Below are 19,695 nucleotides of genomic sequence, written 5' to 3' on the forward strand. Positions count from 1 at the left end.
GGTGGATATAACCGGGCTTTCAGTACACGCGTGCTCAAACCAGCAACGCCAGTAGCGCCCCCACGAGCGCAGGCGGCATCACCAGCAACCCCAGGCGCAGGAAGCGCCAGGCACTGACGTGCTCACCCTCGCGGCGGATCGCCACCAGCCACAGCAAGGTCGCCAGGGAGCCGGTGATCGACAGGTTCGGCCCCAGGTCGACACCGATCAGCAGCGCAGCGGTAGTCTGTTGCGGCAACGCCGCCAGCGAGCCCATGGACCCGGCAATCAGCCCGGTGGGCAGGTTGTTCATCAGGTTGCTGGCCAGGGCAACCGCGACGCCCGCCAGCCAACTGGCCTTGGCTGGCGAGGCTTCGGCAAGGCTGGCCAGCGCTTGAGCCAGGCGCAGCACCAGGCCGGTCTGGGCCAGCGCCTCGACCAGCACGAACAAGCCCGCCACCAGGGGCAGCACGCCCCACGCCACATGGCGCAGCACCGGCATTGGGCTGCGCCGCTGGCGCAGGTGGACGAGCGCTGCGCTGGCCACCCCGGCGCAGAACGTCGGCAGGCCCAGTGCCCGGTCCAGGGCTGATGCGCCCAGCAGCAAGGCCGCGGTAAAACCGATGCCCAGCGCGCACAGGCGGGCACCGGCGCCCAAGGGCTGGTGGTCGATCTGCAGGGCCAGCGGCTGGCGGATCTGGCGGCGCTGGGTCAGGCGCAGCATCAGGTAGGTGAGGGCGATCGCCGCCAGCGACGGCAGGCTGAACTGCCTCAGCCAGTCCAGCAGTGGCGGCATCTGGCTGCCGAACACCACCAGGTTGGCCGGGTTGGAAATCGGCAGCACGAAACTGGCGGCGTTGGCGATGAAGGCGCAGATGAACAGGTAGGGCAAAGGTTCGGCCTTGGCGGCCTTGCACGCGGCATACACGGCCGGGGTCAGCACAACGGCCGTGGCGTCGTTGGACAAAAACACCGTGACCAGCGTGCCCACCAGAAACACCAGGTCGAACAGCCGTTGCCCCGAGCCCCGGGCGTGGCGCACGGCATAACGGGCCAGCCAGTCGAACAAGCCTTCTTGGCGGGCCAGCTCCGCCAGCACCATCATGCCGACCAGGAACAGGTACACGTCGCCGCCTTCGGCCACGGCGGCCAGTGCGCTGCCGGGTGTGATCAGCCCAAGGCCGACCAGCAGCAACGCGCCGCCCAGGGCCCAGACGTATTCCGGGATACGCCAGGGGCGCAGGATGACGCCGCAGGTGGCCAGGGCGGCAATCGCCCAGATGATCGATGGGTGTTCGCTGACGGGCATGGGGTGTTCAGTTTCCGGCAGGGGGAGGTGAGGGCGAGGCGCCAGAGCAGGGTTCGGGCTGTGCCATCAATACCAGCACAAAGGCGGCGTCGGCAATGACTGCCAGGGTCAGGAAGGCGGCGGCATAGCCGGCACCTTGGTACTGCATGGCGCCTGACCAAGGCCCACGGCCAACTGTGCACAAGGACTGTCGTGCTGAACGAGAGGTTCCAGGCCGAGCTGTTCAAGCATCGACTTGTCTATTTTGACCCGCCCGCGCTGTGAGGGGGGCAACCCGAGGGCGCTTTCTTGGTCATATATCTTTGCATGCAGCTATGACTTCATGTTTGTGTGTTGTGATGTATACATGCGACAATTTGCCCTTTCGTAACGTTGGAAGGGACTTAAAGTGGTTGAAGATGTCTTCCCGAGCCGTTTGGGGCGAGCCTGGCTCGCGACCCTCGGCGCGGTAATTTTGCTGGCAGGGCTTTATTTCATCGGCGGCGGCGGCTGGCTGGCATGGCTGGGCGGCAGTTGGTACTTCCTGAGTGCGGGAGTGATTCTGGTCGCTGCGGGTGGCCTGATCATCCGTCGGCGCATGCTCGGCGTCGTCCTGATCGCGGCGGTGGTGGCGTATACCGCGATCTGGGCGTTGGTGGATGTCGGTCTGCAGTTCTGGCCCTTGCTGTCGCGTCTGTTCGCCTTCGCCATCATTGGAGCGGCAGTCGCCTTCTCGGTCCCACTGTTCAGTCGCACGCGCAAGACACGCATAGCTGGTGTCGCCTTTGGCGCGGTTGCCTCAGTGGGTGTGGTTGTGACTGCGGTCAGCGCTTTCGAGCCGAAGAACATCATTCGTGATGCCGAGTCCGTTGCCGCTGCACAGCAAGTAAAGCCGCAAAACGACGAGAAAGAGCCGGGCGACTGGAAGGCGTGGGCGGGTGACACTCACGGTTCGCGCTTCTCGCGCGTGGGCGATATCACTCCCGCCAACGTCAAGGATCTGCAAGTGGCCTGGACCGCCCATACCGGTGAGGCAGTGGTTCCGGGTGTCGGCGATGCCGAAGACCAGAACACCCCGCTGCAGGTCGGCGATAACCTGTACGTCTGCACCACTTACAGCACGGTGATCTCCTTCAATATCGACACTGGCAAGGAAAACTGGCGCTACGCTGCCGGCAAGGGTAACTCCACTTACCAGCGCTGCCGCGGCATGGCGTATTTCGATGCCACCACAGCCAAGAAAGTCGCCGATGTACCGGGCGTTGCAGCCGACGCTACCCTCAACGCTTCGGTCAGCCCTCAGCGCCTGATCTTCCCGACGGGCGATGGCCGCTTGATGGCCATCGACGCCAACACCGGTAAACCTGTGGCCAACTTTGGCGACAACGGCGCGGTCGACCTCAAGGCCGGCATGGGCGAGGTCAAGCCGGGCTATTACCAGCAGTCGTCCACCCCATTGGTGGCGGGCAACCTGGTGATCGTGGGTGGCCGTGTCATCGACAACTTCGAAACCAACGAGCCGCCGGGTGTGGTGCGTGCCTTCGACGCGGTCACCGGTACATTGGTCTGGGCCTGGGACCCGGGCAATCCGGCGGTCACCCGTGAGCCGCTGTCGCCTGAAGGCTATACCCGCGGTACGCCGAATGTCTGGGTCGCAATGTCTTACGATGCAGAGCTTGGCATGGTCTACCTGCCGACCGGTAACGCCACCCCGGACTTCTGGGCGGGTTTTCGTACCGATGCGGACGACAAGTACGGCTCGTCGATTGTTGCGGTTAAGGTTGGCACTGGTCGCCCGGCATGGTCTTTCCAGACCGTGCACCATGATATCTGGGACTTCGACGTCACTGGCCAACCACTGATCTACGATATTCCCAACGATGACGGGTCGGTGTCCAAGGCGCTTTCGGTCACCTCAAAGACTGGCATGATCTACCTGCTCGACCGTACCAACGGCAAGCCGCTGGCCGACATCGAAGAGCGTCCTGTGCCGCAGGGCAACCTGGCTGGCGAACGCTACTCGCCAACCCAGCCGTACTCGGTGGGCATGCCGAATATCGGCAACGAGGTGCTCAAAGAGTCCGACATGTGGGGCGCTACACCGTTCGACCAACTGATCTGCCGGATCATCTTCAAGTCCAGCCGTTATGAAGGCGTGTTCACCCCACCGGGTGAAGACTGGGCAATTCAGTACCCGGGCTCGTTGGGTGGCATGAACTGGGGCGGTGTGTCGGTGGACCCAACCACCCATCTGATGTTCATCAACGACCTGCGCCTGGGCCTGCACTACAACATGGTACCGGCCAAAGATATTCCGCCGGGCACTGGCAGCAGCGAAGGCATGGGCATCATCGTGCAGAAGGGCACCCCGTTTGGTACCTGGCGCGAGCGCTTCATGTCGCCGCTGGGTGTACCGTGCCAGGCGCCGCCATTTGGCACCTTGTCGGCAGTCAATCTGAAAACCCACAAGCTGGTCTGGCAGGTGCCGGTCGGCACTGTGCAGGACACCGGCCCGCTGAATATCCCTACCGGTTTGAAGCTGCCGTTGGGTATGCCGACGCTCGGCCCTTCGCTGGCGACCAAATCCGGCCTGCTGTTCTTCGCTGGCACTCAGGACTTCTACTTGCGCGCTTACAACAGCCGCACCGGTGAAGAACTGTGGAAATCGCGCCTGCCTGTGGGTAGCCAGAGCGGTCCGATCACCTACCGTTCGGAAAAGACCGGCAAGCAATACGTGGTTATTTTTGCCGGCGGTTCGCCGCACTCTGACAAGCGCGGTGACAGCGTAGTGGCCTACGCACTGCCGTAAGCATCCGCTTGCAGCGCTCAAGTAAGGCCCAGGCTCGGTGCAAACCGGCCTGGGCCTTCTTCATTCAAGCGTCAGGCAACCGCCTGCGCACCGGTGATTTCAACCAGCGAGCCACACATGAACGCGGCTTCGTCCGAAGCCAGGAAGGCAACCAGCGCAGCAACCTCCTCAGGCTTGCCGATTCGACCCAAGGGGACCATGCGGTCAAGGTCGGCAATGGTGCGGCCTGAGCGCAACACGCCGGCTTCAAGCATTGGTGTGTGGATTTCGCCCGGGCAAACCGCGTTGACCCGGATATTGTGCGGGGCGTAGTCGCGCGCCAGGTTTTGCGTGAACGATGCTACCGCGGCCTTGGTTACGTTGTAGGCAATATGGCCGGGCGCCGGGTGCAGTCCCCACTGGGAGGCGGTGTTGACGATCGCTCCGGCGCCTGCCTCGATCATGGCAGGCAGCACGGCGCGGCACAGGTGAAACATCGCATCCACGTTCACCGCGAAGCTGCTGTGCCAATCGTCGTCGCTCAACGCCAGCAGGTTGCCACGTCGGTTGATCCCGGCGTTGTTGACCAGCACATCGATCCGCCCCAGCTCGCCCAGTACCTTGGTCACCAACTGGCGGCAGGCATCGCCCTGGGCGATGTCGGCGGCTAGCGCCTGCGCCTGCCCGCCCGCTGAGCGCAAGCGCTGGGCCACGGCCTGCGCCGCCTCCAGGTTGACGTCAGTGACAATTACCGTCGCGCCTTCGGCGCTGAAGCGGGTCGCGATTGCACTGCCAATGCCGCCAGCGGCGCCGGTAACCAGTACTACTTTGCCTTCAAACCTGTTCATCGTGTTGTCTGACCTCAGTGATTGTTGTTGTGCAGCGGGATAGAGCAACTGAGGCATTGAATATCATGCATACAAGGATGCATGCAATTTAATTCGGGCACGAGAGAACGCTGGCGCAAGCACGCAATAACGGGCAAAAAGGCAATGGTCGGGCACGAGGAATCAGTGCTGCGGCCCGACCTTGTTCAGGTGGGCCGCAGCACTTGAATACTGCAGCTCTATCAGGCGATCGACATGCGAGCGGTAAGGTTTTGCTGCATGTAATCCAGGAAGCGTCGCTGGAAGAGCATGGTGTGCTCATGCGCTGCGGCTTCTGCGGCGTCGGCATCGCGTGCTGCGATAGCCTCGATCATTTCGTCATGGTCACGGCCCAGGCGATGTGCGCTGGCAGAACTGACGACATGGTCGAAGTGCAGGTGCAGCAAGCGCTGCCCTTCACCCAAAAGGCGCTCGTAGTAGGTGATGAAGTAGGGGTTGCGGCCGGCGTGGGCGATCGCCATGTGGAACGCCTTGTTCAACTCCGACATGGCTTGGAAGTCACCGGTGGTTACCGCATTCAGATAGGCCGCGTCGGCATCGCGGATCGCCTGCAGGTCTTCTGGACGATGCTGGGTGGCGGCCAGGCGTGTCACCGCCCGCTGAATCAAGTCCAGGGCGGAGACGTAGTTGGGAAATTCTTCGATCTCGAAGGGGGTCACCAGCGTGGTGCGGTTCGGCAGAATGACCACCAGCCCTTCGGTAATCAGCCGCGCGAGCGCGTCACGTACCGGGGAGCGGGAAAGCCCGAACTGCGCCGCCAGGGACACTTCATCGAGCTGCACCCCAGGCTTGAGCTTGAGGGTCAGGATCTGCTTGCGCAGCTCCTCGTAGATATAGCGCCCGCTGTGCCGACGCGGGCCGCTTTCGGTATCGGTTTCTTTTGCCATCATCAGGTCTCGGTTGGTCTGGTGCGTATCTTACAGGCCAGACCTTGTTGTATACAGTTGGTAGTCAACTGTGCGACCCGCAGCATGGGAGCAAGACGGTTGCGACGTCAATATTACCCATCCAGGGGAATACGCTGTTCGGTCCTGCCATATCGTGTTCCAGCCCGTTCGACTGTGCCCGGTCGCCCAGGCACAGTACAGCGGGTTTATTGACCGAGGCCTGCGCCCCAGGTGTCGCTGAGCATGAAACCTGCGGCGAGCGGGTCGCTTGGGTCCACGCCCATTTGTTGTAGCCCATACAGCCAGGCTCGGCCGGTGACTCGCGGCAGCACCGCAGGTTTTCCGGCGACCTCGGTGTGGCCAAGCAGGGCAACCTGGAACTGCCCGCCGATGGTCGAGCGTGACACCAGGTTGTCACCTGCCTGCACCAGCCCGCGCGCCGCCAACGTAGCCAAATTGGCCGAGCTGCCAGTGCCACATGGCGAGCGGTCGACCCGCCCTGGCGGCAAGGTGGTGCAGGTCTGGTAGGTGCGATCGTCCAGGCGATTGCGGAACATCACGTAGGCCACTTCGTTGACCGAGGGCAGCAAAGGGTGCTGGATGTTCAGCTGGCGGTTGATCACATCCTTCAGAGCAACGCCGGCATCGGCCAGGGCGCGGGCATTTTCTGGCGCAATGCAAAGCCCGGTCTGCGCTACATCTATCAGTGCGTAGTACACGCCGCCAAACGCCACATCGACTTTGATCGTGCCGAACTGCTCGGTCTCGATGGCCAGGTCCAGGTGCTCGACGAACGCGGGCACCATGTCCAGTGACACACTCAGGCAACGCCCATCCGCGCACTGGGCGCGAGCGGTGACCAGGCCTGCGGGAGTGTCGAGCACCACCGTGGTCTCGGGCTCCTGCATCGGCACCATGCCCAGCTCCAGCAGGGCGGTGACCACGCAGATGCAGTTGCTACCCGACATTGGGTGGGCCTTGTCGGCCTGCAGCACGATAAAACCGGCGTGAGCTTCTGGCCGGGTTGGCGGCAGCAGCAGGTTGACCGACATTTGCAGGCAGCCACGCGGCTCGAGTGTCACCAGGCGGCGCAGGCTGTCGTCCACCTCGTTGATGTGGTTCATCTTGTCCAGCATGGTGGTACCGGGGATACCCAGCACGCCGCCGGTGATGACCTTGCCGATCTCGCCTTCGCAGTGCACTTCAGCCAGCTGAAGAGTCTGTTTCCAACGCATGGGTGTTACCTCACTTGATGTACCAGCCCCAAGGCTGTTCGCTGTTGTAGCGGGTGATCTGCTTGGTTTCGAGGTAGTTGTTCAGGCCCCACTCACCCAGTTCGCGGCCGATGCCGCTCTGCTTGTAGCCACCCCATGGTGCTTCGGTGAAGGTTGGCTGCGAGCAGTTGATCCAGACGATGCCGGCGCGGAACTTGCGAGCCACTCGTTCGCAGCGCTCCAGGTCCTTGGACATGACCGCGGCGCCGAGGCCGAAGCGCGAGTTGTTGGCCGACTTGATGGCTTCGTCTTCGCTGTCGAACGGACGAATGCATACCACCGGGGCGAAGATTTCTTCGTTCCAGATCCAGCTGTCTTCCGGCACGTCGGCAAACACCGTGGGTTGCAGGTAGAAGCCTTTGTCCAGGTGCGCCGGGCGTTCGCCGCCACACACCAGGCGCGCGCCTTCTTCCAGGCCGCGTGAGATGGCTTTCAGGGTGCCGTCGTACTGGCTGCGGTTAACCAGCGGGCCGAGCAGCACGCCTTCCTCCATGCCGTTGCCGATCTTCACCTTGCGCACTTCTTCGGCCAGACGGGCCAACAGCGGCTCGTAGGCCGAACGCTCGACCAGTACGCGGGAGGTGGCCGAGCAGACTTCGCCTTTGTTCCAGAAAATGCCGAACATGATCCACTCGACGGCCTGTTCGATATCGCTGTCGGCAAAGATCACGAACGGCGACTTGCCACCCAGCTCCAGGGTGACATTCTTGATGTCCTGAGCAGCCGCTTGCATGATGCGACTGCCCACCGGCACGCTGCCGGTGAAGGCCAGTTTGTCCACGCCCGGGTGGGCGGTCAGCGCGGCGCCGACTTTTGAGCCCGGGCCGGTAACGATGTTCAGCACACCGGCCGGCACGCCGGCCTCGTCGGCGATGCGGGCAAGCTCCAGGGCGGTCAGCGAGGTTTGCTCGGCTGGCTTGAGGATGATGCTGCAACCAGCCGCCAGAGCCGGAGCGATCTTCCACGAAGCCATCAGCATGGGGAAGTTCCATGGCACGATGGCACCGGCTACACCGATCGGCTCTTTGCGTGCCAGCGAGCTGAAGCGGTCGTCGGCCAGCGCAACAGGCTTCTCGCGCCTCTCATCCAGTTCTTCAGCCAGGTTGGCGTAGAAGTCAAAGCAACCGGCGGTGTCGCCGATGTCCCACATCGCTTCGGGGAAGGGCTTGCCGTTGTCGCGCACTTCGATCTCTGCCAGCTCTTCCTGGCGGGCACGAATGCCGTCGGCGATCTTGCGCAGGTAGACGCCACGCTCGGCGCCGCTCATGCGCGGCCACGGGCCCTCGTCGAAGGCTGCGCGGGCGGCCTTGACCGCCACGTCGATGTCGGCGGCGCTACCCGAGGCCACGGTGGTGATCAGGCTTTCATCGCTGGGATCGAAGGATTCGAAGCTGCCGCCTTCGATCGGGCTGACCCACTGGCCATTGATGTAGAACTGGTCGTAGCGGTTCATGCGTTTCCTCCAAGGACGGCAAAGCGTCGGGCACTGAATGCAGAAAGATTCTGAGTCGGGGTACGTTGGGCGGCCAGGTCACTCACCAGGCGGCCGGTTGTGGCGCCGAGGGTGAGGCCGAGCTGGCCGTGGCCGAACGCCAGAATGGCGTTTTTCAGCCGCGGCGAGCGGTCGATCACAGGTTTGGTATCGGGCAGGAACGGGCGATAACCCACGCCGAATTCCATACCTTCAGTGTTCAGTTGCGGCAGTACGCGGCGGGCTTTTTCCATGATGATTTCGGCGCGCTTGAAGTTCGGCTCGGCATTGGGGCCGGCGAACTCGATGGTGCCGCCGATCTGCAGCCCGCGGGTCATCGGGGCGAAGCAGAAGCCGCCGTCGGCGTAGATGACCGAGTGGCGAATCTCCACCCCTGGCTGCGGCAGCACGGCCTGGTAGCCGGCAATGCCCATCAGCGGAATGTTCACGCCGAGCGTGTCGAAGAACGCACGGGCGCCGGTGCCAGCAGCCACCACCAGCAGGTCGGCGGGCAGGCGTGCACCGTCTTCCAGGGTTACGCCGGTGGCCTTGTCGTGGTTTTCGTCGATCTTTACCACGCGCTGGCGCACGCGCACACCGCCCTGGGCAATGAAGCTTTCGGTCAATGCGGCGATGAAGCCTTCGGTGTCGTTCACTGCACGCCAGTCAGGGAACATCAGGCCATGCTGGAACTTGCCGGCCAGCGCTGGCTCCAGGTCGCCGATTGCCGCGCCGTCGAGCTCTTCAGACTTGAAGCCCAGTTGCTTGCGCAGCTCCAGGTGCGGGCGTTCGTGGGCAAGGCCATCGGCGGAGTCGAACACCTCGAGGATCGGCCGGTCGCCGAGCAGGGTCTTGTCGGGGCAGGCCTCGAGCAGCGGGGCATAGTCTTCGTACACGTGCTGGGTCAGGCGCGCCATGTCCTGGGCGATCTCGTTGATCTTCGAGGGGCGGGCGCAGGCCAGAAAGCGCATGAACCATGGCAGGATCCCCGGCAGCGCGCTTGGGCGCAGGGCCAGGGGGCCTTTTTGATCGAGCAGCCAGCCGGGGATCTTCATCAGGATGCCGGGCTTGGACAGCGGGATGACTTCGCTCACCGCCATTTGCCCACAGCTCCATTTGGCGGTGCTGTCGCCGGGCGCGGCGGGGTCGATGAGGGTGACCCGGTGGCCGTCGCGCTGCAGGTACAGCGCGCAGCACACGCCGACGATGCCGCCGCCGATGACGACGGCCTGTTGCGGTGAGGGGAGCGGGTTGTTCATGGGGCTGGCTCTTGTTCAGTTTTAAAGTTGCGTCGACCGCATAAACGTCCCGCTCCCCGCAGGGAGTGGGACGTTTATGCGATTGCTATTACTGCTGCGAAGCTTCGAACACCTTGCGGAACTCGGCTTTTTCGTCGTCAGTCAGCGGCAGCAGTGGTGCGCGTGCCGGGCCGACCTTGAAGCCTGCCAGCTCGGCGCCGTACTTGACCTTCTGTACGAACTTGCCGCTTTCCAGGTTGGCCATGGCCGGGAACAGGCTGCGCATGATCTGCTGCGCGCCACGGATATCGCCACCGGTGAAGGCTTTGTGGAAGGCCACGACCTTCTCCGGGAAGATGTTGGCCGGGCCGCAGATCCAGCTGTCGGCGCCCCACAGGTAGAAGTCCAGGGCTTGGTCGTCGGAGCCGCAGGACAGCTGCAGACCTTTGTATTTTTCACCGATTTCGATAGCACGCAACAGGTTGCCGCTGCTTTCCTTGATACCGATGACGCGTGGGTGCTCGTGCAGGGCGGCGATCACGTCCAGGCCCACCTCGACGTTGGTGCGCACGGGGTAGTTGTAAAGCACCACATTGATCTCGGGGAAGGTCTCGAGGATGGTGTTGTAGTGTGCCAGCAGCTCTTCCTGGGACGGCAGTGCGTAGTAGGGCGGGGCAATCAGCAAGTTGTTGTAGCCGGCATCGACGGTCTGCTTGATCTGCTCCAGCACTTCACGGGTGCACGAGCCGTTGGCACCGGCAATCAGGGTGCCGCGGTCACCGACCACTTCCTTGACGGTGGCCAGCACCTGACGGCGCTCGTCGTTGGCCAGGGCGTAGTATTCACCGGTGGAACCCAGCGGTACGAAGCCGCTGACGCCGGCTTTGAGCTGGTGCTCCAGGATCGAGGCCAGGGTGTCGTGGTCGACTTTGCCGGCGGCGTCGAAAGGTGTTACCAGGGCTGGGAGGATACCGTTCAGTTTCATCATGAGTCTCCGGGTGGTTTTTGTAGGTGATAAAGACCGGTCAGGTCGGGTCAGTAGGCGTAGCGGCGCAGCAAGCGCCCTTCGACCACGCCGACCAGTCGGGTCAGCGGGAAGGCTACGAGGAAGTAAATGACGGCCACCGCCGAGAGGAACTCGACCGGGCGGGCAGTGCTGTTGGAAATGTTCTGGCCGACGAACATCAGGTCGGCGACACCCACCGAGGAGATCAGCGCGCTCTCCTTGAACAGGCTGACCACGTTCGACAGCAGCGGCGGTACGGCACGCAGCAGGGCCTGAGGGAAGATCACGTAGAGCACCTTGACCTTCGAGGTCAGGCCCAACGCGGTGCAGGCGTCGTGCTGCTCACTGGCGATCGACTTCAGCGCGCCGCGGAAGGTCTCGCTGGTGATCGCGCCCATATATAAGGTCAGCGCGATCAGCACCGAGACGTAGGGCGGGATGTCCAGGCGGAACACCACCGGAAAGCAGAAGAACACCCAGAACAGCTGGATCAGCAGCGGCGTGCCGCGGAAAAACTCCACGTAGAGGGTCAGTGGCAGGCGTACCAGCTTGAGCTTGACTTGGCGCAACATGCTCACGGCAAAGCCCAGCAGGCTGCCCAGCACGGCGCAGACACCGGTGAAGGCGAGGGTCAGCGCCAGGCCTTTGAGCAGCACTGGCCAGTAGCCCAGAACAACCGAGAAATCGAGTGGCATGGCTATCTCCTCAGTGCTGGCCGGCCGTTTCCTGGCGCCGTTCGAACCACTGCACCAGCTGCGCGATCGGCAGCGACAGGGCGAAGTAGATCAAGGCGATCAGGGTGTAGGTTTCCAGTGGGCGATAGGCCTCGGTGGCCAGGCTCTTGCCCACATACATCAAGTCGGCGACCGCGACGATGGCCACCAGGGCGCTTTGCTGCAGCGTGCCGATACCGTTGGTGATCAGTACCGGAAGGGCGCTTCGCAGTGACTGCGGCAAGATCACGTACAGGGTGCGCTGCCAGCTCTTCAGGCCCAGGGCGATCGAGGCATCCAGGTGTTCGCGCGGCACAGCCTGCACGCCGGCCCGGTAGGCCTCGGCGTTGAACGCAGTGAGGTTCAGGCCCAGGGCCAGAAAGCCCATGGCGATCGGGTCGATGAACACGTCGAACAGCATCGGTACGCAGTAGAAGAACCAGACGATCTGCAGCAGCGCCGGGGTGCAACGAAAGAACTCGATGAACAGCTGAGCCGGCCAGCGCACGAAGAACCAGCGGTTCAGGGTCATCAGGCACAGCACAAAGCCGCACACCACGCCGATCACGTTGGAGACCAGCGCCAGTTGCAGGGTGACCTTCAGGCCGTCGAGCAGGGCCGGCAGGCTGCCGCTGAGAAAGTGGAAGTCGAATTGGTAGTTCATGGCCTTGCCCTCAGTCGAACTGCACAACCTTTTCTAGAAACTCGCGGGTGCGAGCCTCACGCGGCTGGGTGAAGATCTGCTCGGGCGGGCCTTGCTCGATGACTTTGCCGTTGGCGCAGAACACCACGCGGGTGGCGATATGGCGGGCAAAATGCATGTCGTGGGTGACGATGATCATCGCCATCTTCTGCTCGGCCAGTTGCATCATCACGTTCTGTACTTCGATGACCATTTCCGGGTCCAGCGCCGAAGTAACCTCGTCGAACAGCATCAGCCGCGGTTCCAGCATCAGTGCCCGGGCAATCGCCACGCGCTGCTTCTGGCCGCCGGAGAGCTGGCTGGGGTACGCGTGCAGCTTGCTTTCCAGGCCCAGACGGGCGAGGTAGGCGCGGGCTTTTTCGGTAGCTTCGGCCTTGCTCAGGCCATGTACTTTCACCGGTGCCAGAATCAGGTTGCCCAGCACCGACAGGTGCGGGAACAGCGTGTAGTGCTGGAACACCATGCCGATTTGCTTGTGCAGCACTTCATCCAGTGGTTTGCCGTGCTTGCGGCCGCCATCGATGTACGGTTTGCCCTGAAACTGGATGCTGCCGCCCTGAATACCCTCAAGGCCCATCAGCACCCGCAGCAGAGAGCTCTTGCCGCTGCCGGACGGGCCGATGATCACCAGGCGGTCGTCGGCGCGCATGTCCAGGTTCATCCCGTCCATCACCACCAGCTGTTCGGAGTACGCCTTGCGCACGCCGTGCAGCTGGATGAAATTGCCGCCTTGGGCTGAATTCGGGTTGAGCGAAGCCTGTGGCGAGGCCGCCACCAAATGGGGAGTGGTCATAACAGTTGTCTCCGCGAGGGCGCCTGTGGTCGCGGCCCTCGGCAAGTCAGCGGGAATTACTGGGCTTTCTGGCCAGCGATGATCTGGGCAGAGGCCTGATCGACCAGCTTGTCGATCTCGCCCGAGGCGCGACGCTCGGTCAGATAGGCATCCAGCTGGGCCAGGTCCTCGGCTGGGGTTTCCCGCGACAGGGCAAAGGACACGCCTTGTTTGGCCAGGGCCGGCACTGGGGTGACTTCCTTGACCCAACTGTTGGCCATGGCGAACAGGTGGTTGGTGTCGTTGGCGTCGGCAAGGATGTCGGCGCGCTTGGACATCAGTGCCATGCGGGTTTCATCGGAGCCTGGCAGGCGCATCAGGGTGGCCTGCTTGATGGCGCCAGACACTGCCTTGTCGGCAGCAGTGCCGGAGATCACCGCAATGGTCACGCCCGGCTTGTCGAAGTCGGCCAGGTTGCTGCCGGCTGCGCTGAACTTGGGGTTTTTGGCGTTGATCAGCAGAGAAATCTGGTAGTCGGTGGCAGGTACCGAAAACGCTACGGCCTTGGCCCGCTCGGGGGTCATGTTCAAGGCCATGGCCATGTCCCATTTACCGCTTTGGATGCCAGCCACCTGGTTGTCCCAGCTGGTGTCGACGAATTGCGCCTTGACCTTCAGCACATTCTCGGCGAAGTCGCGGCACAGCTCGACGAAGTAGCCGCTGTACTGGCCGCTGGCGGCATCGCGCATCACATAGGGCGCTGCAATCGCCGCGCCGCAGCGCAGCACGCCGGCCTTGTGCACGTTCTCCCAGGTCTGGGTGTCGGCGTGCGCCGCAGGTTGCATGAGAAGGGTGAGTGCAGCGGTGAGGCAAACCATGCCTCCACCGACTTTGCGCGAAATAGATCGTGCCATTTTGAATCTCTCCGGTGAGTTGTTCTTGTAGACAGAAGAGCAAGCAAATATCGAACGCTGTATTTTTATTTGGATGCTGCGATGTGTGCAGCAATGCATTCAGGCTATTTCGAATATGTCGGGGCTGTCAACACACCTGAAAGAATTTTTGGAAGCAAAAACGCCCTCGATCACCGCAAGCGGTGAATGAGAGCGTTGTGGGTGATGTTGTCTGTGCGCTGCTGCTCAGGGGGAGGGGTTTTGCGTTGTCCGGTCTGGCTTGGTCGCCGGCAAGCCGACGCCTACATGGCGTTATCGGTAAGGTGCAGTTCGTTGACGAAGCGCTCGATGATCAGGTTCTGCCTGCGCCCCTTGCGGGTTGCGATGGCGATCTTGGAGTCGAAGTACAGCCGGCCTGGATCAAGGGCTGTCATCAACCCCTTGTCGACCCAGGTGGCGGCGTAGTGGTCGGGCAGAAAACCGATGTAGGCGCCGGTCAGGATCAGAAAGGCGATGCCCTCGCGGTCAGTGGCAGAGGCGGCAAAGCTGAGCAGTTGGTGCAACCCGATCGCTTCGGCTGTCATGCGGTAGGCAGGGATCACCGCATCGGCCTGGGCCAGTTGTGCGTCGCTGACCGTCGCGGCCTGGGCGAACAGCGGGTGCTCATGGCTGCAGTAAAGGTTCGAGCGCTCCTCGTACAGCAGGCTGTAATCCAGCCCGGACAACGGTGTGATCAGCGGCACCGCGCCCACGTGCAGCCGCCCGTCAAGCAGGCCTCGTTCGATTTCCCCAGGCGTGCTCATGCTCAGGTTGATGCGCACGCCGCTGCCTTCGGCGCGCACCGCCTTGAGCGCATGGGTGATGCGCATTTTCGGTTGGGTCACCAGGTTGTTGACGATTGCCACGTTCAGGTCGCCGCGCAGTTGCTGGTGCATCTGGTTAACCTCGCTGCGAAAACCCTCGATGGCCACCAGAACGGTTTCACTGGCGCGCAGCACCTCGCGTCCTTCATCGGTCAGGGCGAAGCCTGCGCGGCCGCGCTGGCACAGGCGCATGCCCAGACGCTTTTCCAGATCGCCCATGTGCAGGCTGATGGCGGAGCGGGTGATGCCCAATACGCTCTCGGCGCCGGAAAAACTGCCGCACTCGGCTACGGTCTTGAACACGCGCAGCAAGCGCAGATCGAAATCACTGACCTGGTGGAGGGGTGTTTTTTTTGTCATTGGTGAGTAATCCGATATCTGAGCAAAAGAAAATACAGATTTAACGCACATGACGCTTCGGTACAAGCTTGATCCCATACAACCAGTCTCGGGATCGAAGCCATGAATCAGGCCCTGCAAACAAAAATATCCCTGGCCAGCGGGCTCAAGCTGGACTCCCACTGGATGCCGTTTTCGTCGAACCGCAATTTCCGCAAGGATCCACGCTTCATCGTCGGCGCCAAAGGTAACTGGCTGATCGACGAGCACGGCCGGGAAGTATTCGACGGTTTGTCCGGGCTGTGGACCTGCGGCGCAGGCCACGGGCGCCAGGAAATTGCTGACGCGGTCGCCAGGCAATTAGTCGCCTTGGATTATTCTCCAGCCTTTCAATATGGCCACCCGCTATCGTTCAAGCTGGCGGAAAAAATCGCCAGCCTGACCCCAGGCGACCTCAATCATGTGTTCTTTACCGGCTCCGGCTCTGAATGCGCCGACACCTCGGTCAAGATGGCCCGGGCTTACTGGCGCCTTAAAGGCCAGCCGCAGAAGACCAAGCTGATCGGCCGCGCCCGTGGCTACCACGGCGTCAATGTGGCTGGCACCTCGCTGGGCGGTATCGGCGGCAATCGCAAGATGTTTGGCCAACTGATGGATGTCGACCATCTGCCCCACACTCTGCAGCCGGAGCTGGCCTTCACCCGAGGCGCTGCCGAGACCGGCGGGGTGGCACTGGCCAACGAATTGCTTAAATTGATCGAGCTGCACGACGCCTCGAACATCGCCGCGGTCATCGTTGAGCCGATGTCAGGCTCGGCCGGCGTGTTGGTGCCGCCGCAGGGCTACCTGCAACGGCTGCGGGAAATCTGCGACCAGCACGACATCCTGCTGATCTTTGATGAGGTCATTACCGCCTTCGGCCGCATGGGTAGGATGACCGGTGCCGAGCACTTTGGCGTCACCCCGGACCTGATGAACGTAGCCAAGCAAATCACCAACGGTGCCATCCCGATGGGTGCGGTCATTGCCAGCAGCAAGATCTACGACGCCTTCATGTACCAGGCATCGCCCGAATACGCTGTCGAGTTCGCCCATGGATACACCTATTCGGCCCATCCGGTGGCCTGCGCCGCCGCACTTGCAACCCTTGAACTGCTGGAGCGGGACAACCTGGTGCAGCAGTCGGCGGAGCTGGCGCCGCACTTTGAACAGGCCATTCATGGCCTCAAGGGCACCAAGCACATCGTCGACATTCGCAACTGCGGGCTGGCCGGTGCGCTGCAGATAGCCCCGCGCGATGGCGATGCACTGGTGCGCCCGTTCGAGGCCGGTATGGCGCTCTGGAAGGCTGGCTTTTATGTGCGCTTTGGCGGCGACACGCTGCAGTTCGGCCCGACCTTCAATACCCAACCCCAGCAACTGGATCGCATGTTCGATGCCGTGGGCGAAGCCCTGCACGGCATCAACTGATCGACTGCCCCCGTGTGGCGGGGGCGCTTCTTATTGAGATGTAGCTTTTACCAAGCTTTGAGGAATGAGCATGACCACTATCAAGCACTTGATCCACGGTGAACACGTCGCAGACGCTGCACGCACCACCGACGTATTCAACCCCGCTACCGGCCAGGCGATCCACAAACTGGGCCTGGCCAGCCGCGCCACGGTGCAGAAGGCCATCGACTCTGCCCAGGCGGCATTCCCGGCCTGGCGCAACACCCCGCCGGCCAAGCGCGCCCAGGTGATGTTCCGTTTCAAGCAACTGCTTGAGGCCAATGAGCAGCGTATCGCCCAACTGATCAGCGAAGAGCACGGCAAGACCATCGAAGACGCCGTGGGTGAACTCAAGCGCGGTATCGAGAACGTCGAGTTCGCATCGGCCGCCCCGGAAATTCTCAAGGGCGAGTACAGCCGCAACGTCGGGCCAAACATCGATGCCTGGAGCGACCTGCAGCCCATTGGTGTAGTTGCCGGGATCACCCCGTTCAACTTCCCGGCCATGGTGCCACTGTGGATGTATCCGCTGGCTATCGCCTGCGGCAACTGCTTCATCCTCAAGCCGTCCGAGCGCGACCCAAGCTCGACCCTGCTGATCGCCGAGCTGCTGCACGAAGCCGGCCTGCCAAAAGGTGTGCTGAACGTGGTGCACGGTGACAAGGAAGCGGTAGATGCGCTGATCGAGGCCCCAGAGGTCAAGGCCTTGAGCTTCGTCGGCTCCACGCCGATTGCCGAGTACATCTACGCCGAAGGCACCAAGCGCGGCAAGCGTGTGCAAGCCTTGGGCGGCGCGAAGAACCACGCCGTGCTGATGCCTGATGCCGAGCTGGACAACGCCGTCAGCGCACTGATGGGCGCAGCCTACGGCTCGTGCGGCGAGCGCTGCATGGCCATCTCGGTAGCCGTTTGCGTGGGTGATCAGGTCGCCGATGCACTGGTGGCCAAGCTGGTACCTCAGATCAAGGCACTGAAGATTGGTGCCGGCACCAACTGCGGCCTGGACATGGGGCCACTGGTCACCGCCGCTGCTCGCGACAAGGTGCTGGGCTACATCGATGACGGCGTCGCTGCAGGCGCCGAAGTGGTGGTTGATGGCCGCGGCTTCAAGGTTGCCGGCCACGAGGATGGCTACTTCGTCGGCGGCACGTTGTTCGACCGCGTGTCCCCAGAGATGCGTATCTACAAGGAAGAGATCTTTGGCCCGGTGCTGTGCATCGTGCGGGTCAACAGCCTGGAAGATGCCATCGGGCTGATCAACGACCACGAGTACGGCAACGGCACCTGCATCTTCACCCGTGATGGTGAATCGGCGCGTCTGTTCTGCGACGAAATCGAAGTGGGCATGGTTGGCGTCAACGTACCGCTGCCGGTACCGGTCAGCTACCACAGCTTCGGCGGCTGGAAGCGCTCGCTGTTCGGCGACTTGCACGCCTATGGTCCGGACGGTGTGCGCTTCTACACCCGCAAGAAAGCCATCACCCAGCGTTGGCCGAAACGCACCAGCCATGAGGCGGCGCAGTTCGCGTTCCCAAGCAACAGCTAAGGGCGCATGAGTTCGAGTGGTGGCGTCATCGGCTGTTCTGACGGAGATAAGCCGATGGCGCTGCCGCTCACCCCGAAGAGGTACTTCTCGGGTTTACCTTCTCACCATTTGTCAAAAGCTTTGGCTTAAGACCTCGCCGCCACCACGCTGGCGGCTTTTCTTTGCCGAGCCGAACCATCAAGAGGTCGTTGAGCATCATGGCAATCAACAACGAATACGTTAAAGGGCTCGATCGCGAATTTGTTTTCCATTCGTGGTCCACGCAAGGTGTACTCAACCCGCTGGTCATCGCAGGTGGCGAAGGCTGCAACGTGTGGGACTTTGACGGCAAGCGCTACCTGGACTTCTCCAGCCAGTTGGTCAACACCAACCTGGGCCACCAGCACCCTGCAGTCATCAAAGCCATCCAGGAGCAGGCCGCCACGCTGACCACCGTCGCGCCGGCCACGGCCAACCTGGCGCGCGGTGAGGCCGCCAAGCGCATCATCGAGCAGGCGCCTGCCGGCTTCAAAAAGGTGTTCTTCACCAACGGTGGCGCCGATGCCAACGAAAACGCCATGCGTATGGCGCGGCTGTTCACCGGCCGCGACAAGGTGCTGTCGGCCTATCGGTCCTATCACGGCAACACCGGTTCGGCGATCGTTGCCACCGGTGACCCGCGCCGGGTGCCGAACGAATACGCCCGCGGTCACGTGCACTTCTTCACCCCCTACCTGTACCGCAGCGAGTTCAGCGCGCAGACCGAGGCCGAAGAAACTGAGCGCGCGCTGCGCCACCTGCGCCGGGTGATCGAGAGCGAAGGTTCGGCTTCGATTGCCGCCATCTTGCTCGAAAGCCTGCCAGGCACCGCCGGCATTCTGATGCCATCTGCCGCCTACATGCAGGGCGTACGTGAGCTGGCCACCGAGTTTGGCATCATGCTGATCCTGGATGAAGTGATGTCGGGCTTCGGCCGCACCGGTAAATGGTTCGCCCTGGAGCACTACAACGTGGTGCCGGACCTGATCACTTTTGCCAAAGGCGTCAACTCGGGCTACGTGCCGGTGGGCGGCGTGGTGATTTCCGAGCAGATCTCCAACTACTTCGATACCCACTTCTTCCCGGGCGGCCTGACCTATTCCGGGCATCCGTTGGCCATGGCCTCGATCGTTGCCTCGATTGACGCCATGCGCAAAGAGGGTGTTGTCGAAAACGCACTGGAAATCGGCAGCAAGGTGCTCGGTCCGCGCCTGCGCGAGCTGCAGCAGCGTCACGCGGTGGTCGGTGACGTGCGCGGTGCCGGTGTGTTCTGGGCACTGGAACTGGTCAGCGATGCGCAGACCCGTGCGCCGCTGGCCGCGGACAAGATGCAGGCGATCAAGGCTAAATTGCTGGAACGCGGGCTGTTGCCGTTCGTGGTCGAGAACCGCATCCACGTGGTGCCGCCCTGTGTGGTCAGTGCCGCAGAAGTCGAGACGGGTATTGCCATCCTCGATGAAGTGCTCGGCTCGGTAGTGGGCTGATACGCGCGCATCCTGCGCTGTAGCCCTCGCTCCTCGCCCCGGTAGCGGGGCGGGA

16 protein-coding genes are annotated in these 19,695 nt (G+C 62.5%); 4 read left to right on the forward strand and 12 right to left on the reverse strand.

Features of this window, described 5'->3' with window-relative positions:
* Positions 1 to 34: 34 nt before the first annotated feature.
* Positions 35 to 1,288 (reverse strand): arsenic transporter, encoded by a 1,254-nt coding sequence (locus KSS94_RS12105; protein ID WP_217843207.1) that lies wholly within the window; start codon positions 1,286 to 1,288, stop codon positions 35 to 37.
* Between the two features lie 388 nt (positions 1,289 to 1,676).
* Here KSS94_RS12105 and KSS94_RS12110 point away from each other — a divergent pair, with 388 nt between their 5' ends.
* Positions 1,677 to 4,076: a membrane-bound PQQ-dependent dehydrogenase, glucose/quinate/shikimate family gene (locus KSS94_RS12110; protein ID WP_225935874.1), complete on the forward strand. Its 2,400-nt coding sequence runs from the start codon at positions 1,677 to 1,679 to the stop codon at positions 4,074 to 4,076.
* A gap of 71 nt (positions 4,077 to 4,147) precedes the next feature.
* Here KSS94_RS12110 and KSS94_RS12115 read toward each other — a convergent pair whose 3' ends face one another.
* The 11 genes from KSS94_RS12115 to KSS94_RS12165 all read right to left on the reverse strand — a co-directional run bounded on the left by KSS94_RS12115 (position 4,148) and on the right by KSS94_RS12165 (position 15,122).
* The gene (locus KSS94_RS12115) at positions 4,148 to 4,960 is read right to left on the reverse strand and encodes an SDR family NAD(P)-dependent oxidoreductase (RefSeq protein ID WP_225935875.1); all 813 of its coding nucleotides are present in this window, start codon (positions 4,958 to 4,960) and stop codon (positions 4,148 to 4,150) included.
* A gap of 164 nt (positions 4,961 to 5,124) precedes the next feature.
* A complete protein-coding gene (locus KSS94_RS12120) occupies positions 5,125 to 5,832 on the reverse strand; it encodes a GntR family transcriptional regulator (RefSeq protein WP_217843208.1) in 708 nt (235 codons plus the stop codon).
* A gap of 203 nt (positions 5,833 to 6,035) precedes the next feature.
* Entirely contained in the window at positions 6,036 to 7,064 is a 1,029-nt protein-coding gene (locus tag KSS94_RS12125; RefSeq protein WP_217843209.1) for a proline racemase family protein, read from the reverse strand.
* 10 nt (positions 7,065 to 7,074) lie between these two features.
* Entirely contained in the window at positions 7,075 to 8,556 is a 1,482-nt protein-coding gene (locus KSS94_RS12130; RefSeq protein WP_217843210.1) for an aldehyde dehydrogenase family protein, read from the reverse strand.
* On the reverse strand, positions 8,553 to 9,833 hold the full coding sequence (locus KSS94_RS12135) for an NAD(P)/FAD-dependent oxidoreductase (RefSeq protein WP_217843211.1): 1,281 nt from the start codon (positions 9,831 to 9,833) through the stop codon (positions 8,553 to 8,555). The genes KSS94_RS12130 and KSS94_RS12135 overlap by 4 nt, the downstream gene beginning before the upstream one ends.
* A gap of 88 nt (positions 9,834 to 9,921) precedes the next feature.
* On the reverse strand, positions 9,922 to 10,800 hold the full coding sequence (locus KSS94_RS12140; protein WP_264082028.1) for a dihydrodipicolinate synthase family protein: 879 nt from the start codon (positions 10,798 to 10,800) through the stop codon (positions 9,922 to 9,924).
* A 47-nt stretch (positions 10,801 to 10,847) separates the two neighbouring features.
* Positions 10,848 to 11,513, reverse strand: coding sequence for an amino acid ABC transporter permease (locus KSS94_RS12145; protein ID WP_217843212.1), 666 nt, complete (start codon positions 11,511 to 11,513; stop codon positions 10,848 to 10,850).
* A gap of 10 nt (positions 11,514 to 11,523) precedes the next feature.
* Entirely contained in the window at positions 11,524 to 12,195 is a 672-nt protein-coding gene (locus KSS94_RS12150; protein ID WP_217843213.1) for an amino acid ABC transporter permease, read from the reverse strand.
* Between the two features lie 10 nt (positions 12,196 to 12,205).
* Positions 12,206 to 13,027 carry an amino acid ABC transporter ATP-binding protein gene (locus tag KSS94_RS12155; protein ID WP_217843214.1) on the reverse strand — a complete coding sequence of 274 codons (822 nt, stop codon included), beginning with the start codon at positions 13,025 to 13,027 and terminating at the stop codon, positions 12,206 to 12,208.
* A gap of 56 nt (positions 13,028 to 13,083) precedes the next feature.
* Positions 13,084 to 13,884, reverse strand: a complete 801-nt coding sequence (locus KSS94_RS12160; protein ID WP_225935876.1) for a transporter substrate-binding domain-containing protein — start codon at positions 13,882 to 13,884, stop codon at positions 13,084 to 13,086.
* A gap of 317 nt (positions 13,885 to 14,201) precedes the next feature.
* On the reverse strand, positions 14,202 to 15,122 hold the full coding sequence (locus KSS94_RS12165; RefSeq protein ID WP_217843216.1) for a LysR family transcriptional regulator: 921 nt from the start codon (positions 15,120 to 15,122) through the stop codon (positions 14,202 to 14,204).
* Between the two features lie 102 nt (positions 15,123 to 15,224).
* Here KSS94_RS12165 and aptA point away from each other — a divergent pair, with 102 nt between their 5' ends.
* The 3 genes from aptA to KSS94_RS12180 all read left to right on the forward strand — a co-directional run bounded on the left by aptA (position 15,225) and on the right by KSS94_RS12180 (position 19,640).
* Positions 15,225 to 16,571, forward strand: coding sequence for an omega-aminotransferase AptA (aptA, locus tag KSS94_RS12170; protein WP_217843217.1), 1,347 nt, complete (start codon positions 15,225 to 15,227; stop codon positions 16,569 to 16,571).
* A gap of 70 nt (positions 16,572 to 16,641) precedes the next feature.
* A complete protein-coding gene (locus KSS94_RS12175; RefSeq protein ID WP_217843218.1) occupies positions 16,642 to 18,138 on the forward strand; it encodes a CoA-acylating methylmalonate-semialdehyde dehydrogenase in 1,497 nt (498 codons plus the stop codon).
* Positions 18,139 to 18,335: 197 nt separating this feature from the next.
* Complete coding sequence (locus KSS94_RS12180) at positions 18,336 to 19,640, forward strand: aspartate aminotransferase family protein (RefSeq protein ID WP_217843219.1); 1,305 nt, start codon at positions 18,336 to 18,338, stop codon at positions 19,638 to 19,640.
* The last annotated feature ends 55 nt before the right edge of the window (positions 19,641 to 19,695 follow it).

This window comes from Pseudomonas fakonensis (assembly GCF_019139895.1).
Classification (GTDB): Bacteria; Pseudomonadota; Gammaproteobacteria; order Pseudomonadales; family Pseudomonadaceae; genus Aquipseudomonas; species Aquipseudomonas fakonensis.

Coding starts and splice junctions, on each gene's coding strand:
- KSS94_RS12105 (WP_217843207.1), bottom strand. CDS start 1,288: ATGCCCGTCAGCGAACACCCATCGATCATCTGGGCGATTGCCGCCCTG.
- KSS94_RS12115 (WP_225935875.1), bottom strand. CDS start 4,960: ATGCCTCAGTTGCTCTATCCCGCTGCACAACAACAATCACTGAGGTCA.
- KSS94_RS12120 (WP_217843208.1), bottom strand. CDS start 5,832: ATGATGGCAAAAGAAACCGATACCGAAAGCGGCCCGCGTCGGCACAGC.
- KSS94_RS12125 (WP_217843209.1), bottom strand. CDS start 7,064: ATGCGTTGGAAACAGACTCTTCAGCTGGCTGAAGTGCACTGCGAAGGC.
- KSS94_RS12130 (WP_217843210.1), bottom strand. CDS start 8,556: ATGAACCGCTACGACCAGTTCTACATCAATGGCCAGTGGGTCAGCCCG.
- KSS94_RS12135 (WP_217843211.1), bottom strand. CDS start 9,833: ATGAACAACCCGCTCCCCTCACCGCAACAGGCCGTCGTCATCGGCGGC.
- KSS94_RS12140 (WP_264082028.1), bottom strand. CDS start 10,800: ATGATGAAACTGAACGGTATCCTCCCAGCCCTGGTAACACCTTTCGAC.
- KSS94_RS12145 (WP_217843212.1), bottom strand. CDS start 11,513: ATGCCACTCGATTTCTCGGTTGTTCTGGGCTACTGGCCAGTGCTGCTC.
- KSS94_RS12150 (WP_217843213.1), bottom strand. CDS start 12,195: ATGAACTACCAATTCGACTTCCACTTTCTCAGCGGCAGCCTGCCGGCC.
- KSS94_RS12155 (WP_217843214.1), bottom strand. CDS start 13,027: ATGACCACTCCCCATTTGGTGGCGGCCTCGCCACAGGCTTCGCTCAAC.
- KSS94_RS12160 (WP_225935876.1), bottom strand. CDS start 13,884: ATGGTTTGCCTCACCGCTGCACTCACCCTTCTCATGCAACCTGCGGCG.
- KSS94_RS12165 (WP_217843216.1), bottom strand. CDS start 15,122: ATGACAAAAAAAACACCCCTCCACCAGGTCAGTGATTTCGATCTGCGC.
- aptA (WP_217843217.1), top strand. CDS start 15,225: ATGAATCAGGCCCTGCAAACAAAAATATCCCTGGCCAGCGGGCTCAAG.
- KSS94_RS12175 (WP_217843218.1), top strand. CDS start 16,642: ATGACCACTATCAAGCACTTGATCCACGGTGAACACGTCGCAGACGCT.
- KSS94_RS12180 (WP_217843219.1), top strand. CDS start 18,336: ATGGCAATCAACAACGAATACGTTAAAGGGCTCGATCGCGAATTTGTT.